The organism is Neobacillus sp. DZ-9 (genome assembly GCF_059587065.1).
On sequence record NZ_JCAIOL010000020.1, the window covers coordinates 25,776 to 47,500 of the forward strand.

Annotated in this window: 18 protein-coding genes; all 18 read left to right on the forward strand. The window is 40.7% G+C overall.

Translation table 11 applies throughout. The features are described from left to right. Positions 1–29 precede the first annotated feature (29 nt). Positions 30–3,569, forward strand: coding sequence for a transcription-repair coupling factor (mfd, locus tag AC59HZ_RS29795; protein WP_496549339.1), 3,540 nt, complete (start codon positions 30–32; stop codon positions 3,567–3,569). Between the two features lie 632 nt (positions 3,570–4,201). Continuing rightward, positions 4,202–4,738, forward strand: a complete 537-nt coding sequence (gene spoVT / locus AC59HZ_RS29800; protein WP_289989730.1) for a stage V sporulation protein T — start codon at positions 4,202–4,204, stop codon at positions 4,736–4,738. 187 nt (positions 4,739–4,925) lie between these two features. Then, a complete protein-coding gene (locus AC59HZ_RS29805; RefSeq protein ID WP_496549340.1) occupies positions 4,926–6,554 on the forward strand; it encodes a putative polysaccharide biosynthesis protein in 1,629 nt (542 codons plus the stop codon). A 1-nt stretch (position 6,555) separates the two neighbouring features. After that, positions 6,556–8,022, forward strand: coding sequence for a bifunctional methyltransferase/pyrophosphohydrolase YabN (gene yabN / locus AC59HZ_RS29810; RefSeq protein WP_496549341.1), 1,467 nt, complete (start codon positions 6,556–6,558; stop codon positions 8,020–8,022). A 15-nt stretch (positions 8,023–8,037) separates the two neighbouring features. Further along, positions 8,038–8,316, forward strand: a complete 279-nt coding sequence (locus AC59HZ_RS29815; RefSeq protein WP_496549342.1) for an RNA-binding S4 domain-containing protein — start codon at positions 8,038–8,040, stop codon at positions 8,314–8,316. Between the two features lie 75 nt (positions 8,317–8,391). After that, positions 8,392–8,694, forward strand: coding sequence for a sporulation protein YabP (yabP, locus tag AC59HZ_RS29820; RefSeq protein ID WP_496549343.1), 303 nt, complete (start codon positions 8,392–8,394; stop codon positions 8,692–8,694). After that, complete coding sequence (gene yabQ, locus AC59HZ_RS29825) at positions 8,691–9,332, forward strand: spore cortex biosynthesis protein YabQ (RefSeq protein ID WP_496549344.1); 642 nt, start codon at positions 8,691–8,693, stop codon at positions 9,330–9,332. Before yabP ends, yabQ begins: the two co-directional genes overlap by 4 nt. Positions 9,333–9,344: 12 nt before the next feature. Further along, entirely contained in the window at positions 9,345–9,728 is a 384-nt protein-coding gene (locus tag AC59HZ_RS29830) for an FtsB family cell division protein (protein WP_496549345.1), read from the forward strand. Between the two features lie 95 nt (positions 9,729–9,823). Beyond that, a complete protein-coding gene (locus tag AC59HZ_RS29835) occupies positions 9,824–10,264 on the forward strand; it encodes a S1 domain-containing RNA-binding protein (RefSeq protein ID WP_289989718.1) in 441 nt (146 codons plus the stop codon). 223 nt (positions 10,265–10,487) lie between these two features. Beyond that, positions 10,488–12,962, forward strand: a complete 2,475-nt coding sequence (gene spoIIE / locus AC59HZ_RS29840; RefSeq protein ID WP_496549346.1) for a stage II sporulation protein E — start codon at positions 10,488–10,490, stop codon at positions 12,960–12,962. 94 nt (positions 12,963–13,056) lie between these two features. Continuing rightward, positions 13,057–13,794 (forward strand): VWA domain-containing protein, encoded by a 738-nt coding sequence (locus tag AC59HZ_RS29845; protein ID WP_496549347.1) that lies wholly within the window; start codon positions 13,057–13,059, stop codon positions 13,792–13,794. Next, positions 13,763–14,764: a serine/threonine protein kinase PrkT gene (prkT, locus tag AC59HZ_RS29850; RefSeq protein ID WP_496549360.1), complete on the forward strand. Its 1,002-nt coding sequence runs from the start codon at positions 13,763–13,765 to the stop codon at positions 14,762–14,764. The genes AC59HZ_RS29845 and prkT overlap by 32 nt, the downstream gene beginning before the upstream one ends. A gap of 145 nt (positions 14,765–14,909) precedes the next feature. Then, positions 14,910–16,295 (forward strand): tRNA lysidine(34) synthetase TilS, encoded by a 1,386-nt coding sequence (gene tilS / locus AC59HZ_RS29855; protein ID WP_496549348.1) that lies wholly within the window; start codon positions 14,910–14,912, stop codon positions 16,293–16,295. A 25-nt stretch (positions 16,296–16,320) separates the two neighbouring features. Further along, complete coding sequence (hpt, locus tag AC59HZ_RS29860; RefSeq protein WP_496549361.1) at positions 16,321–16,866, forward strand: hypoxanthine phosphoribosyltransferase; 546 nt, start codon at positions 16,321–16,323, stop codon at positions 16,864–16,866. A 119-nt stretch (positions 16,867–16,985) separates the two neighbouring features. Beyond that, positions 16,986–18,944, forward strand: coding sequence for an ATP-dependent zinc metalloprotease FtsH (gene ftsH / locus AC59HZ_RS29865; RefSeq protein WP_496549349.1), 1,959 nt, complete (start codon positions 16,986–16,988; stop codon positions 18,942–18,944). 109 nt (positions 18,945–19,053) lie between these two features. Then, positions 19,054–19,821 carry a type III pantothenate kinase gene (locus AC59HZ_RS29870; protein WP_496549350.1) on the forward strand — a complete coding sequence of 256 codons (768 nt, stop codon included), beginning with the start codon at positions 19,054–19,056 and terminating at the stop codon, positions 19,819–19,821. Positions 19,822–19,854: 33 nt separating this feature from the next. After that, positions 19,855–20,733 (forward strand): Hsp33 family molecular chaperone HslO, encoded by an 879-nt coding sequence (gene hslO / locus AC59HZ_RS29875; RefSeq protein ID WP_496549351.1) that lies wholly within the window; start codon positions 19,855–19,857, stop codon positions 20,731–20,733. A gap of 24 nt (positions 20,734–20,757) precedes the next feature. Further along, the gene (locus AC59HZ_RS29880) at positions 20,758–21,651 is read left to right on the forward strand and encodes a peptidyl-prolyl cis-trans isomerase (protein WP_496549352.1); all 894 of its coding nucleotides are present in this window, start codon (positions 20,758–20,760) and stop codon (positions 21,649–21,651) included. Positions 21,652–21,725: the final 74 nt, after the last annotated feature.

The window sequence follows — 21,725 nt, forward strand, 5'->3', positions numbered from 1 at the left end:
TAAATATTTTTAAGAAGGGAGGAGAAACCTTGAACGGTTTAAAGTCATTATTCCTGAAGCAGGAAGATGTACACTCCATCATCGCCGGTGTGCAAGAGGGCTTAAGGGAACAGTTGATAGCCGGATTATCAGGTTCATCCAGGACGGTCCTTACGGCTTCGGTCTATGAACAATTGAAACGGCCGATTATGCTCGTTACCCACAATCTATTACAAGCCCAAAAACTCTATGATGATATTGTAAATCTATTAAGTGAGAAAGAAGTGTTTCTTTTTCCGGCTAATGAATTGATTGCCGCTGAAATGAGCATTGCCAGTCCAGAATTAAAGGCGCAGCGGATTGAGGCCTTAAATCACTGGAGCAAGCAGCAGAAAGGCATATTAATTGTCCCGATTTCCGGGTTAAAGAAAATCCTTCCACCCAAGTCGTTATGGAAGGAATACCAGCTATCTTTAAAAATAGGCGAAGATTTAAATATTGATAAAATGTTAAATACCTTTGTCCAAATGGGCTATATTCGGGCTGAAATGGTCACGACACCAGGGGAATTCAGTGTTAGAGGCGGAATTATTGATATCTATCCGCTTACCGAAACGAATCCGCTCCGAATTGAATTATTTGATACAGAGATAGATTCGATTCGCTATTTCTCCTTAGAGGATCAGCGTTCCAAAGAGAAGGTTTCGGAGATTCTGATTGGTCCGGCAACGGAGGTATTGCTAGAAGCAAAGGATTATAGCCGAATTATCGACAAATTGGAAGATGGTTTATCCAAAAGTCTTAAAAAATTAAAAGATGATAAAGCAAAAATCCAGTTATCGCAAAATATCAGTTTCGAACTGGAGCAATTAAAAAATGGCCATAAGCCTGATCAAGTCTTCAAATACCTCTCGCTGGCGTATGACAGGCCTAATAGTTTACTAGACTACCTGCCAAGTAATGGATTGGTATTTATTGATGAAATCAGCAGGGTTCAAGAGATGAACGACTCCCTTGTTAAAGAGGAGGCTGAATGGTACACCTCTCTGCTTAGTGAAGGTCAAATCATTCATGATTTACAAATCTCTCATGATTTGCAGTCGATGCTGCAAAAAAAGGATTTTCCAATCCTGTACATGTCCCTGTTTTTACGGCATGTAGCCAATACTAGTCCGCAGAATATTATTAATATCTCTTGCAAGCAAATGCAAAACTTTCATGGACAAATGCATGTGTTAAAGGCAGAGATTGACCGTTGGAAAAAAGGCAATTATTCTATTTTATTTTTAGGACCAGACGAAGAACGGGTCAAAAAGCTTGAGCGAGTGTTAGAGGATTATGAAATTGATGCCAGCATTATAAAGGGAGATCAGCAGCTGCTCCCTGGAAAAGTTCAGATTATGAAAGGGAACCTTCAATCAGGTTTTGAGCTTTCAATTCAAAAAATTGCCGTCATCACAGAAGAAGAACTCTTTAACAAACGGGTGAAAAAGTCCGCCAGCCGTCAAAAGCTATCAAATGCTGAAAGAATCAAAAGTTATTCCGAGCTTAGAATTGGCGATTATGTTGTTCACGTCAATCACGGAATTGGCAAGTACTTAGGAATTGAAACACTGGTCATTAACGGAATTCATAAGGATTATCTCCATATTCGTTATCAGGGGACAGATAAACTATATGTTCCGGTTGAACAAATTGATCAGGTCATGAAGTATGTAGGCTCAGAAGGAAAAGAGCCAAAAATCTATAAACTGGGCGGGACTGATTGGAAGAAGGTTAAGAAAAAGGTTCAATCCTCGGTTCAGGATATCGCCGACGATTTAATCAAGCTGTATGCGGAACGGGAAGCGGCCGTTGGATATGCTTTTACACCGGATGGTGATATGCAGAGAGAATTTGAAACCTCCTTTGCGTATCAAGAAACGGAAGATCAATTGCGCTCGATTCATGAGATTAAAAAGGATATGGAACGGTCACGGCCAATGGATCGCTTATTGTGCGGCGATGTTGGTTATGGAAAAACAGAGGTCGCCATCCGTTCCGCTTTTAAGGCGATAGCTGATGGCAAGCAGGTTGCGTTCCTTGTGCCGACAACGATTTTGGCGCAGCAGCATTTTGAAACTCTCCGGGAAAGATTTCAAGATTATCCGATCAATATTGGCCTGTTAAGCCGTTTCCGCTCGAAAAAACAACAGACTGATACCATAAAAGGCCTAAAGGCTGGCACATGTGACATTGTCGTCGGAACCCACCGCTTGTTATCAAAGGATATTGTCTATCGAGATTTAGGGCTGTTAATTATCGATGAGGAACAACGATTTGGTGTTACCCATAAGGAAAAAATTAAGAAGTTAAAAACCAATGTCGATGTCCTTACGTTAACGGCAACGCCAATCCCAAGGACGCTGCATATGTCGATGCTCGGTGTCCGCGACTTATCAGTCATCGAGACGCCGCCGGAGAATCGATTCCCTGTCCAGACTTATGTCATGGAGTACAATGGATCATTGGTCAGAGAAGCAATCGAAAGAGAGCTAGCCCGCGACGGACAAGTCTACTTTTTATACAACCGGGTAGAAGACATTGAACGGAAGGCAGAGGAAATTTCCATGCTTGTCCCGGACGCGCGTGTAACCTGTGCACATGGCCAGATGACGGAAAATGAATTGGAATCAGTGATGATTAGTTTCTTAGCCGGGGAATTTGATGTGCTCGTTAGTACGACGATTATTGAAACAGGGGTCGATATTCCAAATGTGAATACGCTGATTGTCTTTGATGCCGACCGCATGGGGCTGTCCCAGCTTTATCAGCTGCGCGGCCGTGTTGGCAGGTCAAACCGCGTTGCCTATGCCTATTTTACCTACCGCAAGGATAAGGTGCTAACGGAAGTGGCCGAGAAACGCCTGCAAGCAATCAAGGAATTTACTGAATTAGGCTCTGGCTTTAAAATCGCGATGCGTGATTTATCCATCCGCGGGGCCGGTAATTTATTAGGAGCCCAGCAGCACGGCTTCATTGATTCAGTAGGGTTTGACTTATATTCGCAAATGCTGAAGGAAGCGATTGAGGAGCGCAAAGGTGAACTAGTTTCCGCAGAGGTAAAAACAAATGTGGAAATTGATCTTGAGATTGATGCTTACATTCCGGATGCGTATATTAAGGATGGCCATCAAAAGATAGAGATGTATAAGCGGTTTAGGGGCGCCCAAGCGCTTGAGGATATTGAAGAGCTCCAGTCAGAAATGCTGGACCGTTTCGGCGAATATCCGGATGAGGTTTCTTACCTTTTCCAAATTGCTGAAATGAAGATCTATGCTGCACTAAGCGGTATCGAGCAAATTAAGCAGATCAAACAAGATGTAACCATCTTAATCAACGAAAAGGTTACCAACACCATTGATGGAAGCAAGCTTTTCAGAATCGCCAATCAATTCGGCCGGAATGTCACACCGGGAATGGAAGGCCAAAAATTAAAAATTATGATCAAGACGAAAGAATATGAAACTTCCGAGTGGCTGAACATTGCTTTTGAAATGATAAAAGCGATTCCAACTGCTAAAAGAGAGCAGGAAAATCCGGTGAATTAAAAAGAGTCCTCATGGATTGTTCATGAGGACAAAATTCATAATGAAGAAGCAGAACCTGTCCTCATGGAGCATTCATGAGGACAAAATCCATTTAGAAAAAGCAGAACCTGTCCTCATAGAGCGTTCATGAGGACAAAATTCATATAGAAAAAGCAGAATCTGTCCTCATAGAGCGTTCATGAGGACAAATCCCAGTTAGTAAAAGCAAAACCTGTCCTCATAGAGCGTTCATGAGGACAAATCTCAGTTAGTAAAAGCAGAATCTGTCCTCATAGAGCGTTCATGAGGACAAGATCCATTTAGAAAAAGCAGAACCTGTTCTCATAGAGCGTTCATGAGGACAAATCCCAGTTAGTAAAAGCAAAACCTGTCCTCATAAAACACTTGGAAACCCAGACCCTCAAAAATTCTCTTAAATCAAGACCTATTTTTACCATTTAATACAATTTCTCTTATTCTCATCCCATTCTCTTTGGGAAATTTTCCTGTAAATGTGAAATTTATATGTCGATTGTGTATAGAACTTTCCAGTTGAAAGATACTAAGTTCAAAGTTGGTGATGATTGCTATTAAAGGAAACGCGAGTCTTCACCAAGTTGAAAAATCATCAGATGAAAGAGAGGCAACATTGGATGAAAGCAACTGGAATAGTTCGTCGAATCGATGATTTGGGTCGTGTTGTAATTCCTAAAGAAATACGCAGAACCTTACGTATCCGTGAAGGGGATCCGTTAGAGATTTTCGTTGATCGGGATGGAGAAGTTATATTAAAGAAGTATTCACCAATCAGCGAATTAAGCGATTTTGCCAAAGAATATGCAGAAGCCCTATTTGATAGCCTCGGTAACCCAATTTTAATTTGTGATAGAGACGCCTTCATTGCAGTAGCAGGCGGTTCCAAAAAGGATTATTTAAATAAAAATATTAGTGATTTAGTTGAAAAAACAATGGAAGAACGTAATTCAGTCCTAGTTAACCAGCAAGGTGAAATTGCTTTAGTCGATGGCAATGATGAAACTGTATCATCGTATACCATTGGACCGATTATAGCAAATGGAGATCCAATTGGAGCGGTCATTATCTACTCCAAAGAAGGCTCTCTTGGTGAAGTAGAACAAAAAGCTGTAGAAACAGCGGCAGGATTCCTGGCAAGACAAATGGAGTCATAATACTTTCAATTAAAAAGGCAGCATCGGCTGTCTTTTTTATTTAATTAGAAAGTATTAATTTCCTTAGAATATTCATCGCAGGAACAAGCTCTGCTTGTTCCGAAGGCGCTTCCGCTTTTCTTATTAGCATAAAACAAGCCCCACTGTGCTATAATTACTGTCGAGTTTGTTTATAGTAGGTGAACTAATGAATTCGAAGTCCGTAAACCCTTCAAAAACTTTATTTAGAGGGGCCTTTATCTTAACCATTGCAGCCATCATAACCAAAATACTAAGCGCTTTTTACCGGATTCCATTTCAGAACATTGTCGGCGATATTGGTTTTTACATATATCAGCAAGTATACCCGTTTTATGGGATCGCCATGGTCCTGTCAACTACAGGCTTTCCAGTAGTGATCTCGAGGCTTTATGCAGAACAAAAAGCAAAAGGGGACGATGAAAAATTCCGGCTCCTTTTGCTTATATCGTTTATTTATTTACAGTTATTCGGATTTGTCTGCTTCCTTGTCCTTTATTTAGGGGCGAATCAAATCGCCTTATGGATGAATGATCCTCATTTATCCATCCTATTAAGGGTAGTTGCGATTGTTTTTTTAACCTTTCCATTTGTTTCGCTCCTCAGGGGCTATTATCAAGGAATCGGCGACATGGTGCCGACAGCTCTATCCCAGGTAGGAGAACAAACAACGAGGGTACTTACAATTATCCTTTTATCCTACTTGTTTATGCAAAAGGGATACTCTCTTTATCTTGTTGGCGGCGGAGCAATGTTTGGCTCTATTACCGGTAGTCTGATTTCAGCCATTATTCTGTTTATGTTTTTATGGATTCGTAAAGAATGGAAATGGATAGCGCCCAAAAAGGCAATATTCCAAAGTTATACTGAAGATGCAAAAAAGATTTTTAAGTCGCTGCTTTTTCAGGGTCTGACCATCTGCTTGAGCGGAATGCTGCTAATTTTCCTCCAATTAGGCGATTCTTTGAATCTGTTTTCTTTACTTACTTCTAGTGGAATCGAGCAAGATATCGCGAAAGGGTTAAAAGGAGTATTTGACCGCGGTCAGCCTTTAATTCAGTTAGGAACAACCGTGGCTACCGCGATGTCCTTAACATTGGTTCCCATGATAACACAGGAGCGTATGACGCATAAACCACAATTTTTACATCATAAAATAAAACTGGCCATCAAGGTTAGCATCGTCATTGGTCTTGGCGCCTCTGCCGGTTTATGGGCCATCATTGAACCGACGAACACCATGCTGTTTGAGAATGAAGCGGGTTCAGCTGTCTTGGGAACTCTAGGATTTGTAATTTTATTTACTTCGATTATTTTAACGCTGATTGCCATTATGCAGGGGCTGGGAAATCTTATTTTTCCAGCATTAGTTGTCCTATCTGCATTTCCAATGAAGTATTTCCTTAATATTATTTTTGTCCCCAAGTTTGCAACAATGGGAGCGGCACTTTCTTCCTTGATTACCTTAGCCATTATAAGTGTTCTATTGTTTATGAGATTAAAAAGAATGGTCAAAATCCCGTTGTTTAACTCTCATTTTTTAGGGACTGTGCTAGCGGCAACAGTTTTGATGGTTCTTTTTTTAAAGGGCTATTTAATTGTATCAGGTTTCATTATCAGCTCATTGGACTTAGGCCGGATAGGGGCAGCTTTTCAAGCAATCAGCTCTGCCAGTTTCGGAGGCTTGCTGTTTTTACTAATTATCATTAGAGGAAGCGTGTTTCTTGAAGAAGAACTCTCCCTGTTTCCATTGGGAAGTAAGCTCCTCCATTTAATGGCTCGAAAGGATAGAAGATAAAATGGTGAAAAAAATTGAAATATTAGGCTTAGGGGCAGGCGACTTAGAACAGCTGCCAATGGGAATTTATAAAAAATTATTGAATGCCAGCCATCTTTTTTTAAGAACAAAAGAACATCCTGTAGTAAACGAATTAGAAAAAGAAGGGATGAACTATTCTTCCTTTGATTCCGTTTATGAAAAACATGATCAATTTGAGTCGGTATACCAGGAAATCGCAAGGACTCTTTTGGAAAAGGCACAAACGGAAGACATTATTTATGCGGTTCCAGGCCATCCGCTTGTCGCCGAGCAAACTGTTCAGCTTCTTTTAGAAAACGGATCAAAACAAGGTGTAGAAATTATCATCGGCGGCGGACAAAGCTTTATTGATGCCATATTTGCTTCGTTAAAAATTGACCCGGTTGATGGATTTCAGCTGCTTGACGGGACGATGCTCCGGGCCAGTCAGCTGAATTTGAACCAGCACATGATGATTAGCCAAGTCTATGATCAATTTGTCGCCTCCGATGTGAAATTAACCTTAATGGAAAAATTACCTGATGATTATGAGGTATGGATTGTGACGGCAGCTGGCAGCAAAGAGGAAGTCATTGAAAAGGTCCCGCTGTATGAGCTTGACCGGAATGTATCGCTAAATAATCTCACCTCTGTCTATGTCCCTCCTGTGAAGGACGAACAAATCTTGTGGAAAAATTTCTCCAAGCTGCGCGAGATTATTGCTGAATTAAGAGGACCGGAGGGCTGCCCGTGGGATAAGGAACAAACCCATGAATCCCTGAAAAAGTACTTAATTGAAGAAACCTATGAAGTCATCGAGGCAATCAATAGTGAAGATATCGACCATCTCGTTGAGGAACTTGGAGATGTTCTCCTTCAAGTGATGCTTCATGCCCAAATTGGTGAGGACGACGGTTATTTTTCCATCGATGATGTAATTGAAGGACTTTCTGCAAAAATGGTCCGCAGGCATCCCCATGTGTTTGGTAATGCCAAAGCAGACAATGCTGAAGAGGTAGTCCAAAACTGGCAGGAAATTAAAAGGCAGGAAAAAGGTGAAACAAGGTCAACAATATTGGAAGGTGTTTCAAAATCACTGCCGAACTTGCTCCGGGCTTATGAACTGCAAAAGAAAGCTGCCAAAGTTGGTTTTGACTGGCAGGAAATTACTCCAGCTTTGGAGAAAGTGAAGGAAGAGCTTGAGGAATTTGTGCAAGAATTAAATGGAACTGAAGAAAGCAGCGAGCTAGCCAAAAAGGAATTTGGCGATTTATTATTTGCATTTGTTAATGTAGCAAGATTTTTAAAGATTCATCCCGAAGAAGCCCTTTTTGAAACAAACGAAAAGTTCACGCGCCGGTTTCAATATGTTGAAGAAATGGTGGAAAAGAGCGGCCGGCCGTTTGAAGATCACACGCTAGAAGAGCTGGATCAGTACTGGGATGAAGCAAAGTTAAAAGGATTATAGAACGGGGGACGAAGCATGCGTCTAGATAAGTTTTTAAAAGTTTCAAGATTAATAAAAAGAAGAACATTAGCTAAAGAGGTATCCGACCAAGGCAGAATTGAAGTAAATGGGAAAGAAGCTAAGGCCAGTACAACGGTCAAGGTGGGCGATGAATTAACGATTCGCCTCGGGCAAAGAAAGGTTACCGCCAGAATCGACCGGATTCAGGAAACCACTCGTAAGGATGAGGCGGCTGAGATGTATACAATCATAAATGAGGAACGGCTGGGTTCATTTGAAAATCCACTAAATTAATGAAAGTTCTAATTTCTCCTATCCCCACATAAAAATGTACAAAAAGGTTGTACAAATGATTGTGAGGGATGAAGGATGAGCCAATATTATGATAGCAATCCACAAAAGAGCAGTGTTCCTGATCATGATGTGATTATGCGGGGAAGAAAGCTGCTTGATATTACCGGCGTTAAACAAGTAGAAAGCTTTGATAATGAGGAATTTTTATTAGAAACGTCAATGGGGTTTTTAGCCATTAAAGGGCAAAACCTGCAAATGAAGAATCTTGATGTCGAAAAGGGCATTGTCTCCATCAAGGGAAAGGTTTTTGATTTAGTATACTTAGATGAGCAGCACGGGGAGAAAGCTAAAGGCTTCTTTAGCAAGTTGTTCCGATGACCCTTTCGACGCAATTTTTAACGATGCTTTCGATGATTGGAATGGGGTCGCTGTTTGGCGCCATGTTTGATACGTATCAGCGTTTTTTAAACCGCCCCAAACAAAAACGCTGGATTGTTTTTTTGAATGATCTATTATTTTGGATGATTCAAGCGTTGATTATTTTTTATACACTCTTCCTCGTTAATAATGGAGAATTACGATTTTATATTTTTATTGCCTTAATTTGTGGATTCGCAGCCTATCAAAGCTTGTTTAAGGGGATCTATCTCCGGTTACTTGAGTTTTTTATTAAAACAATTATTTCCATTGCCAAATTTATCAAAAAGACCTTTCATCTCCTTGTGTATAAACCAGTCGTTGGTTTAATCCAACTGGTCATCATCATACTTCTTTCCATTGGCAGGGGGCTTTTAACCCTTGTCAAATTTCTTTTTAAGGTTTTATTGTCCATCGTTAAAATCCTTCTCATAATTATCCAAAAGATATTATTAATTTTTTGGAAACTTTTGCCGAAAAGTCTTAAAAAATCCGTCGAGAAGTTATATAATAGAACGGCAGGAAAATTAAAGGAAATCGTGAATTATATTGTAAAGTGGATAGATAAGTGGAATAAATGGAAAAAGAAAAAAGAGTAAAGGGGGAAGGGAATGGGAACGCCAGCCCAAAGAAATGTATCCAAGATTCAGACAACCTATGTTGCCCAGCAGGAGTACGCGGAAATTGCCTCGGCTAGGAAAAAGAAGCAGGTTATAAGACGACTTTCAGTGTTTTTTGTTTTTGCCGGCTTACTATCATACCTGATGATTTCCAGTTTTCTTTCCCAAACCACTAAGCTCGAGGCCAAAATAGCACAAAAAAAACAGGTGGACAACCAGCTTGCTGATCTAAAAAAAGAACGGAATAGTTTAAAACAGGAAATTATTAATTTAAATGATGATGACTACATTGCTAAATTTGCCAGGAAAGAGTTCTTTTTCTCTAAGGAAAATGAAGTCATCTTTACTATCCCAGACGAAAAGAAGGAAAAATGAACCAATGTTTAGTCATATTGACACTCAATTTTTTCTTTCTGTATAATATAGAGTAAGATTGATTTTTTAAATTATTAAGGAGGAACATTCTTTTTATGTCAATTGAAGTAGGCAGCAAGTTACAGGGAAAGGTAACAGGGATTACAAATTTCGGAGCGTTTGTGGAGCTGCCGGATGGCTCAACAGGACTCGTTCACATCAGTGAGGTTGCAGACAACTATGTAAAAGATATTAATGACCATCTTAAAGTTGGCGACCAAGTTGAGGTAAAAGTCATCAATGTTGAGAAGGATGGAAAGATTGGCCTATCCATTAAAAAGGCAAAGGATAGACCTGAACAGCCGGAAAGAGAGAGAAGACAGCACTCACATTCGCAACGTCCTCGTCAAGGTAGATCAAACGATCGTAACAATGCTAGACCAGAAAACTTTGAAACAAAAATGGCAAAATTCTTAAAAGATAGTGAGGATCGTTTAACTTCCTTAAAGCGCCACACGGAGTCCAAGCGTGGAGGAAGAGGAGCTAGACGGGGTTAACTTGCTGCTCGCTTTTATCGGAATAAGCAGGTTCCACTAAATATCTAATAGATCAAGACAGGTCCTAATCGACTTGTCTTTTTTGTTTTTTCCGACATTAATTGATTAAAAATAGTGAAAACCGTCGAACGATTTTCCATATTCTATTCACTATTTTGACAAACTTCTAAATCTAGCAAACTTATAATAGACTCCAACGATGAATTAGTAGGGAGTGTGATTTATGGAAAAGCTGGAGCGGAGTTTAATAGAACCAATCGGAGAAGTCAACCTTCATTCATCAAAGTGGGACCCAGGGGTTGGAGTCAAAAAAGTTCAATTATTACTAGAGTCCTTTTTTATAAAGAAAGGTTTTCTATTATTATTAGTAGGGTTTTTGCTAGGAAGGGCGCTGATCCTAGCAAAATTAACCCCATTTACCCTTCCGTTTTTTGCCTCCGTCTATTTAATTAGAAGGGATCGGGCACCGCTTGCCTTAATTGGGTTGATCGCAGGAGCAGCCACCCTTTCTTTAGCTAATGCAGCCTCAGCCTTTGCAATCTCAATCCTTTTTCTAGTCATCTATCGGGTTAGCAAGAAATGGCTGAAAAATGAAATGAGGGCCTTGCCACTTTTTGTCGGAATTATTTTAGGAATTGGAAAATTAGCAGAAAGCTTCATCCTCTCAAAGCAATTGACCTTATATGATGCGATGATGGTCGGTGTCCAGGCAAGCCTTGCCTTTATTTTAACGTTAATCTTCTTACAAAGTATCCCGCTCTTAACCTTAAATAAACGAAGACAATTATTAAAAACAGAAGAAATCGTCTGCCTCATCATCATGCTTGCTTCGATAATGACGGGAACAATTGGCTGGAAGCTATATGATTTGTCGATAGAGCATATTATGTCACGTTATTTGGTATTAGTCTTTTCCTTTATAGCAGGGGCAACTGTCGGCTCAACCGTTGGGGTCGTGACAGGATTAATTTTCAGCCTTGCAAGCGTATCGAGCTTTTATCATATGAGTTTACTGGCCTTTTCAGGTGTTCTGGGCGGTTTACTGAAGGAAGGGAAAAAAATCGGTGTTTCGATCGGCTTATTTATTTCTACTCTATTAATCGGTATGTACGGAGAGGGTGGCGGTTCGATCACACTGACGGTTTTAGAAACGTCAGCGGCAGTACTTTTATTTCTGCTAACTCCACAAAGTCTGACCTCAAGATTAGCAAAATATATTCCGGGGACACCTGAATATACGGCAGAACAACAAAAATATATGCGCAAAATGCGTGATGTTACCGCACAGCGGGTCTCGCAGTTTTCAAGTCTATTTCATACTCTTTCAAAAAGTTTTTCACAAACGGAAGTTTTACCGAACGAAGATTATGACCAGCGCGAAATGGACTATTTTATGAGTAATGTAACGGAAAAAACGTGCCAAACCTGCTTTAAGAAGGAGCAATGCTGGTCAAAGAACTTTGCGGGAACTTATTCTTATATGGAAGAAATCATCCATGAAATGGACCAAAACGATGGCAATGTCTCTTTAAAGCTATCAAAGGAATGGGAAAAAATATGTTCCCGTCCGAAAAGGGTATATGAAACCATTGGTCAGGAATTAACGTTTTTTCAAGCCAATCAGAAATTAAAAAAGCAGGTGCATGAATCCAGAAAGCTTGTCGCTGACCAATTGCTGGGTGTATCCGAGGTGATGGATAATTTCGCAAAGGAAATTCAGCGGGAAAGGGAAAATCATTATAAACAGGAAGAACAAATTATGGAAGCGCTTCAAGGGTTCGGCATCCATATTGAACAAGTGGAGATTTATAGCCTGGAGCCTGGGAATGTCGATATTGAAATGAGTGTCCCGTTCTGCAATGGCCACGGTGAATGTGAAAAGCTGATTGCCCCGATGCTATCAGATATTCTAGCAGAAACAATTATCGTCAATAAGGAGGAGTGTGCCACATATCCAAATGAGTTATGTTATGTTACCTTTAGGTCGTCAAAGGCTTTTACAGTTGAAACGGGGGTAGCCCATGCAGCCAAGGATGGCGGCTTAGTCTCAGGTGATAGTTATTCAACCATTGAGCTCGGCTTCGGGAAATTTGCAATTGCAATCAGCGATGGTATGGGAAATGGGGAGCGAGCCCATTATGAAAGTAAAGAAACGCTGCAGCTATTACAAAAGATTCTCCAGTCAGGTATTGATGAAAAGGTGGCAATCAAATCGATCAATTCAATCCTTTCACTAAGAACAACGGATGAAATTTTTTCTACCCTAGATTTAGCGATGATTGATTTAAAAAATGCTGCCGCTAAATTTCTTAAAATTGGGTCGACTCCAAGCTTTATTAAAAGGGGTAATAAAATTATTAAGATTCAAGCGAGCAATCTGCCAATTGGGATTCTACAGGAATTTGAAGTGGATGTTGTTAGCGACCAATTAAAAGCAGGCGATTTGTTAATTATGATGAGCGATGGGGTGTTCGAGGGTCCAAAGCATGTTGAAAATTATGATTTATGGATGAAACGGAAATTACATGAATTAGAAACAGAAGATCCTCAAGAAGTAGCTGATTTGATTATGGAAGAAGTGATTCGCTCCAGAGCAGGAGTTATCGCTGACGATATGACAGTGACCGTTGCAAAAATAAAACATAATACCCCAAAATGGGCTTCCATCCCGGTTTATAAAAAAAGAAAGCATGCATAAATGTTTATTTTATGCATGACCTTCCTTAATTATGTATAAATCACCCCCACACGGTCGAAAATGGTACCAATACATGTAGTGGAGGGAGAAGGTTATGTATACAGGGAAAATCCGGCAAATTTTGTTGATCACGGATGGATGCTCCAATCAAGGAGACGATCCGGTATCGATGGCCGCACTCGCCAAGGAACAAGGAATTACTGTAAATGTCATTGGTGTGATGGAGCATGATGTTATTGATGAAAAAGGAATGACTGAAATTGACGGGATCGCGATGTCAGGCGGAGGTGTCAGCCAAATAGTCTATGCCCAGCAGCTTTCACAAACCGTGCAAATGGTCACTCGAAAAGCGATGAATCAAACGATTCAAGGTGTAGTTAACCGCGAGCTTCAACAGATTTTGGGCCGTTCGCAAACAATGGAAGACCTGCCTCCTGAAAAACGCGGTGAGGTCATGGAGGTTGTCGATGAATTAGGGGAAACTGTCGAATTAGAAGTGTTGATTCTTGTCGACACAAGTGCAAGTATGAAGCATAAGCTAGAAACGGTAAAAGAAGCGTTGTTAGACCTTTCGCTTAGCTTAAATGCCCGGACAGGAGAAAACCAATTTTCTGTTTATGTATTTCCCGGGAAAAAGAACGATGTCGAAAAATTGCTGGATTGGACGCCAAAACTACAATCTTTGACAAGCATCTTTTCGCAGTTATCAACCGGAGGGATTACCCCTACAGGCCCGGCCTTACGTACCGCTCTTTCTGCTTTCAGTCAAAAACGTTCATTAAGGAGTCTGCTTGCACGTGATGATGAATCATTCTTTGAAGAATCAATGTAAAGTCAGTCCCGGAACCGTCATTTCAGGAAAATGGCATGGAAATAAATATTCGATTATAAAGGAATTAGGATTTGGAGCAAACGGGGTTGTCTACCTTGCAAAACACAATAACACTCAAGTAGCGTTAAAAATGAGTGATAATGGCATGTCGATCACCTCTGAGGTTAATGTTTTAAAATCCTTTGCAAAGGTCCAGGGGCCCTCATCCCTCGGGCCTTCTTTGCTTGATGTAGATGATTGGCAAACGAGTAGCGGCCGCATTTCCTTTTATGTAATGGAATATATTCACGGCCCTGATTTTCTTTCTTTTTTACAACAAAAGGGGAAATCATGGACGACCGTTTTATTTTTGCAGCTTCTCAATGATTTAGATAACCTGCATGAAAACGGCTGGGTTTTCGGTGATTTAAAACCTGAAAATTTAATTGTCACTGGGCCGCCTCCCAAAATTAGATGCATTGATGTGGGGGGAACGACCATCCAAGGCAGAGCGATTAAGGAATTTACCGAGTTTTATGACCGAGGCTATTGGGGGATGGGCGGAAGAAAGGCGGAACGCTCTTATGATTTATTCTCCGTCGCCATGATCATGATCAACACTGCCTATCCAAAACGTTTTACCAAAACAACGGGTGGAATCGCTCAGCTAAGAGAGGCAATTCACCAAAAATCAGAGTTAATTCCCTTTGAAAAAGTAATGTTAAAAGCACTGCAGGGGTATTATACGACCGCCAAACAAATGCGGACGGACTTATTAGATTTACTGAACGATCATCCAAGTTTTAATCCGAAACAAAGCCCGCCAAAGGCACACACCACGGTCCAGTCGAAGCCATCACAGGGAAGTCCGCCCATTTCAAGGCGCCATTATCGGAAAAAGAAGAAAAAGACCGGCTGGATTGAATTTTTTGTGATTGCGGCAGTATTAGCCGTTTTATATAGCGGATATATTTTTTTAAAACTACTATAAATATTGAAACCATTTTGAAGGTTATTCGTATTAAAATGAAGAAAATATTTCTATATGAATAGTAAAGCCTAAATTTTGATAGTTCCTTCGTTATAGTGGTATGCTATTGATATTCTCATCTTATTTTAATAAGGAAGTTTTTTATATGTTGGAAACAAAGGTCACGGCTTTTCTCGAACGCCAGTCTTTCAAACTGAACAATAAAAAAATTGTCGTTGGTATATCAGGCGGGCCTGATTCTTTAGCATTACTTCACTTCTTGCTGGGGGAAAGAGATAAAAAAAATCTTTCCATTGTAGCAGCCCATGTTGACCATATGTTCCGCGGTCAGGAATCCTATGAGGACGCGATGTTCGTCCAAAACTTTTGTGAACAGAATCAGGTCCCTTTTGAAATGGCCCGGATTAATGTTCCAAAAATCATGGAAGCTTCCGGGATGAGCTCGCAGCTTGCAGCAAGAGAAGCGCGATATGATTTTTACTTAAGTACTATGAAAAAATATGATTTCCCTTTTTTAGCCCTAGGTCATCATGGGGATGACCAAATCGAAACGATGCTGATGCGGGCAACTAGGGGAAGTACGGGGATGGCACGAGCAGGAATTCCTTTCTCTCGCCCGTTTCATAAAGGCCTAATCTTTCGCCCATTTATGTGCTTGTCAAAGGATGAGATTTGGAACTATTGTAAATCCAATGAGCTTACACCAAGGCTGGACCCGAGTAATGAAAAAGGGATTTATAGCAGGAATCGATTTCGTAAGGAGGTTCTCCCGTTTTTGAAAGCGGAAAATCTCCATGTGCATGAGAATTTCCAACGATTTAGTGAAGATTTACAATCTGATGAAACCTATCTTATGGAATTAACCGAAAGGCACATGAATACAGTAGTGAAAATAAGGGAAAAGAGCAAAATAACCATTGACCTTAACCAGTTTCTAGAAGTGCCTTTACCTTTACAAAGAAGAGGGATTCAACTAATATTAAACTATCTTTACATGGGGAAATCGGCTGAGCTTTCTGCTGTACATATTGAGCAAGTATTTCACTTAATTCGTCATCGTGAACCGTCAGGTAAACTTGACTTTCCCGGTGGTTTAAAAGTGATTCGCTCTTATCACCAATTATCCTTTCAATTTCATGCGGAACAGGTTAACCCATATTATTTTGAAGTAAACGAGCCAGGAACGATATTACTGCCAAGTAAAGAGAGTATTAGGATAGAACGCACTAACAGTGAAATTCCCTCTAACAAGTCGTACATGGCCTTGTTTAATGAGGGGGAATTGAAATGGCCGATTATCATTCGGACGCGGCGTATTGGCGACCGGATGACATTAAAAGGAATGCAGGGATCGAAAAAGCTAAAGGATATTTTTATTGATCAAAAAATTCCTGTTCATGACCGGGATAACTGGCCGGTGATAACGGACAGTGAGGGAAATATTATTTGGCTTCCGGGTCTGAAAAAATCATCATTCGAAGGCATAGATTCAGCAGCAAAGCAATATATACTACTCACATATAATAAGTAATGATCTTCTAGGGGGCACAATTATGATGAACCAGGATATTGAAAAGGTATTAGTTTCAGAAGAGGAAATACAAGGGAAAATTAGGGAGCTTGCGGCGCAATTAACCGAGGAATATCAAGATCGTTTCCCGCTCGCAATTGGGGTTTTAAAGGGAGCCATGCCTTTCATGGCTGATTTATTAAAACGAATGGACTGCTATTTAGAAATGGACTTCATGGATGTTTCCAGCTATGGAACGGGATTAGTATCCTCCGGCGAAGTCAAAATCATTAAGGACTTAGATACTTCTGTTGAAGGCAGAGATATTTTAATTATCGAGGATATCATTGACAGCGGGCTGACGCTTAGCTATTTAGTCGATTTATTCCGTTACCGTAAAGCGAAATCCATCAAGATTGTCACTTTACTTGATAAGCCAACCGGAAGAAAAAGCAAAATTCAAGCAGATTATGTAGGATTTATTGTTCCTGATGAATTTGTTGTCGGTTATGGGTTAGATTACATCGAAAAATATCGAAACCTTCCATATATTGGGGTACTAAAACCAGAGGTATACAGCAATAATCATTAATAAGGATTTTTCTTGAACAATTGCTAGTTAACCTTTGTCGTTAAGGGCAATTCCTTGAATTTGTAAGATTTTCTATGATACTATTTATTATAGTTTTTACCCTCGGGAGGAGGTAAGAGATGAATCGGATTTTCCGTAATACCATCTTTTATTTATTGATATTTTTAGTCATTATTGGCGTTGTGAGCTTTTTTAATGGAAGCAGCGAATCGACCAAACATATTACGTATGATAAGTTTGTTTCGCAGTTAGAAAATGGCGAAGTAAAATCATTTTCCATGCAGCCTGAACGAGGTGTTTATGAAGTTCGGGGTGAATTAAAGGCAAAAGGTGAAAAATTTCTAACCTATATTCCAAACAGTGAAAAGATTATTGGAAGCATCCAGGATTCAGAAGCTAAAGTTGACGTAATGCCTGCAAAGGAAACAAGTGGTTGGGTTACGTTCTTTACGTCCATTATTCCGTTTGTCATCATCTTTATTTTGTTTTTCTTTTTATTAAACCAAGCTCAAGGCGGCGGCAGCCGGGTTATGAATTTTGGTAAATCTAAAGCTAAGCTTTATAACGATGATAAGAAAAAGGTCCGTTTCAGAGATGTAGCCGGAGCAGATGAAGAAAAGGCTGAATTAGTCGAAGTGGTTGAGTTTTTAAAAGACCCTCGCAAATTTGCTGAACTTGGGGCCCGTATTCCAAAAGGGATCCTTTTGGTTGGACCTCCAGGAACAGGTAAAACGCTATTAGCAAGAGCATGTGCTGGTGAAGCAGGAGTTCCATTCTTCTCGATAAGTGGTTCTGATTTCGTTGAGATGTTCGTTGGAGTCGGTGCATCCCGTGTTCGTGACTTATTTGAAAATGCAAAAAAGAATGCTCCATGTATTATCTTCATTGACGAAATTGATGCCGTTGGTCGTCAGCGTGGTGCAGGTCTTGGCGGCGGTCACGATGAACGTGAGCAAACCTTGAACCAGTTGCTCGTTGAAATGGATGGTTTTGGTGCCAATGAAGGAATTATTATTGTAGCAGCAACAAATCGTCCGGATATTCTCGATCCAGCTCTTTTACGTCCGGGCCGCTTTGACCGCCAAATTACGGTTGACCGTCCAGATGTTATTGGACGTGAAGCAGTCCTCAAGGTTCATGCACGCAACAAGCCTTTAGATGAATCGGTAAATTTAAAAAATATCGCGATGCGTACACCAGGCTTTTCAGGGGCAGATTTAGAAAATCTATTAAATGAATCCGCATTGGTGGCAGCTCGTCAGAATAAAAAGAAAATCGAAATGTCCGACATTGATGAAGCAACGGATCGTGTCATTGCTGGTCCAGCTAAAAAGACTCGTGTTATTTCTCAAAAAGAAAGAAACATTGTTGCCTTCCATGAAGGCGGTCATACCGTTATTGGATTAGTGCTTGATGAAGCCGATATGGTTCACAAGGTAACGATTGTCCCGCGTGGCCAGGCAGGCGGATATGCGGTAATGCTTCCTAGAGAAGACCGCTACTTTATGACAAAACCGGAATTGCTTGATAAAATTGTTGGTTTATTAGGCGGGCGTGTGGCAGAAGAGATTGTCTTTGGTGAGGTAAGTACTGGGGCACACAATGATTTCCAGCGTGCTACGGGAATTGCACGCCGCATGGTGACAGAATTTGGAATGAGTGATAAGCTTGGACCATTGCAGTTCGGTCAAGGGTCAGGCGGTCAAGTTTTCCTAGGCCGTGACCTTCATAATGAACAGAATTATTCAGATGCGATTGCCTATGAAATCGATCTTGAAATTCAGCGTATTATTAAAGAACAATACGAAAGAGCTAGAAAGATTCTTACTGAGAATCGAGATAAGCTTGATCTTATTGCCAAGACTCTTCTTGAAGTGGAAACACTTAATGCTGAACAAATTCGCTATTTAGTTGACCATGGCCATATGCCAGACCCTTCTGTTACTTTAGAAGCGGTAAAGGTTGAACCTAAAAAAGCAGAAGATGTAAAGGTAAATATCAACACCAAAAAGGATGAGTCTGAAAAGGATGAAAAATCCTTCTTAGATACTCCTCCTGATGAAATTGACTATAAGTAATGTAGAAAGAGTGCTTCGATGAAGCACTCTTTTTTTTCCTGAAGCAGATAATTATGGTATGATATGTGCAATATGAGAAAAGAAAAATCCGATAAAGTGAGTGATAGATTTGATTTTTGTTTTTGATGTGGGAAATACGAATATTGTACTTGGTGTTTATCAAGGAGATGCACTGAAATACCATTGGCGGATCGAAACAAATCGAAACCGGACAGAGGATGAGTTTGGGATGAATGTAAAAGCATTGTTTGATCATTCCGGTCTTTCCTTTTCAGATATTGATGGCATTATCATTTCTTCAGTTGTTCCGCCGATTATGTTTGCGTTAGAGCGCATGTGCCAAAAGTATTTTCATATTAAACCACTTGTTGTCGGCCCAGGAATTAAGACTGGCTTAAATATAAAATATGAAAACCCTCGCGAAGTTGGAGCGGACCGAATTGTTAATGCCGTTGCGGCCATTCATGAATATGGAAGCCCATTGGTTATTGTCGATTTTGGAACCGCAACCACTTATTGTTATATTAATGAGGAGCGTCAATATATGGGTGGTGCGATTGCTCCGGGAGTGGGCATCTCTACCGAAGCTCTATATTCTAGAGCGGCGAAATTGCCGCGGATTGAAATTGCCCGCCCTGAAGGTGTTATTGGAAAAAATACCGTTGCGGCAATGCAGGCAGGGATTGTCTATGGGTATGTTGGGCAAGTTGAAGGCATTGTAAGGCGGATGATGGAGCAAGGTGAGAAAAAGCCAACTGTTATTGCAACAGGCGGCTTGGCTAATCTAATTGCCCAAGAATCAACGGTTATTGATATCGTAGACCCATTTTTAACATTAAAGGGCTTGCAGCTTATCTATAAGCGCAACATAGGATAACCTAAGAGGGGACAGCACGAAAGGAGTTTGACAATGAAGGATTATCTAGTTAAGGCGCTTGCCTATGATGGAAATATTCGCGCTTATGCAGTTCGTACAACTGAAACAGTCCGTGAGGCGCAGCGCCGCCATCAAACCTGGAGAACAGCATCGGCAGCTTTAGGCCGCGCGATGACCGCAGGGCTCATGATGGGTGCAATGTTAAAGGGAGACGAAAAGCTGACCATTAAGATTGATGGCGGCGGGCCGCTTGGACCTATTTTAGTTGATAGTAATGCTAAAGGAGAGGTCCGCGGCTATGTGACTCACCCGGAGGTTGATTTTGAATCGAATGAACACGGCAAGCTTGATGTCCGCCGCGCGGTCGGTACCGATGGTCTGTTATCCGTCGTGAAGGATGTTGGGTTGCGTGATTTCTTTTCTGGACAGGTGCCGATCGTATCAGGGGAAATAGGTGAAGATTTTACTTACTACTTTGCTACTTCTGAGCAGGTTCCATCGTCCGTGGGTGTCGGGGTTTTAGTGAATCCAGATGATTCCATTTTAGCGGCAGGAGGCTTTATTTTTCAGTTAATGCCGGGGATTAAAGATGAAATTATCTCCAAGATGGAAGAACGGTTGAAAACGATTGAACCGATATCTAAATTAATTGAACGAGGCTTAACTCCAGAGGATATATTAGCTGAGCTTTTTGGCAAAGAAAATGTAAAGATACTTGAAACCATGCCGGTTGGATTTCGATGTTCATGTTCCAAAGAGCGTTTTGCTGGTGCGATTGTCGGTCTAGGTGCAAAGGAAATTAATGATATGATCGAAGAAGACGGTCAGGCTGAGGCACACTGTCATTTCTGTAATGAAAAATACTTATTCACAAAAGAAGAATTAGAAGAACTTAAAAAAGAGGCGAAATAAGAGATTCAATAGGGGGAGAACCGGTTGGGCAGGAAGCAGCTTTGGATGGTAATTGCTGCCCTCATTATGCTCAATTGCCTGACGGCTGCCTTTTTCTTATCAAAGGTGAACGAGGCAAATGGAGCATTGGCCAATGAAGAGGCGGTAGCGACAATCGGGAAAAAGACCATCTCGCGACAAGATTGGCTGAATGAACTTGAAGCAAGATATGGCAAAGATGTGTTAAAGGAAATGGTCGATCAAAAGGTCATTGAAGAAATGGCGGCAAAATACGATATTGAAATATCGGACGAAGATGTTGAACGGGAATATCGCATGCTGCAGACCACTTATAATACTTTTAGTCCAAAAAAACAGGCCAATGAGAAAAAGTGGAAGGAACAAATTCGCAGCACTCTTTTATTAGAAGAGCTTTTAACGAGAGATGTAGAGGTTTCTAATAAAGAATTAAAAAGCTATTATGAAAAGAATAAAAATCTTTTCGATGTTCCGGCTGCCTATCACTTGTCGCATATCATTGTGAAAACAAAGGCAGAGGCAGTGAAGGCATCAAAGGAATTAGCCCATGGTTCTAGCTTTTCCGCACTGGCAATGGAAAAGTCCATTGATGAGTTTTCCGCAAATGAAGGCGGGGATATCGGCTATATCGCGGAGGAGGACGAGCGCTACCCGAAACTTTATCTTCAGACAGCTAAAAAGCTAAAAAAGGGGAAATACAGTAAACCACTTAAAGTGGAGCAAGGGTATGCTTTAATTAAGCTTGAAGGGAAAATTAGCGGAGAAACCTATTCTTTTTCCGAGGTAAAAGATCAACTCCGCAGGCAAATTGCCCTCGATCAGATGAAAAAACCAGCCTCTGCTGCCACTTTCTGGGACGAAGCAAAGGTAGACTGGTTTTATGGCAAGGATAAGGAATAAAAGAAAACACATTGCGATTCTGTGTTTTCTTTTTTTATAATATTTTCACAATTCTACAAACAAAACAATTGACA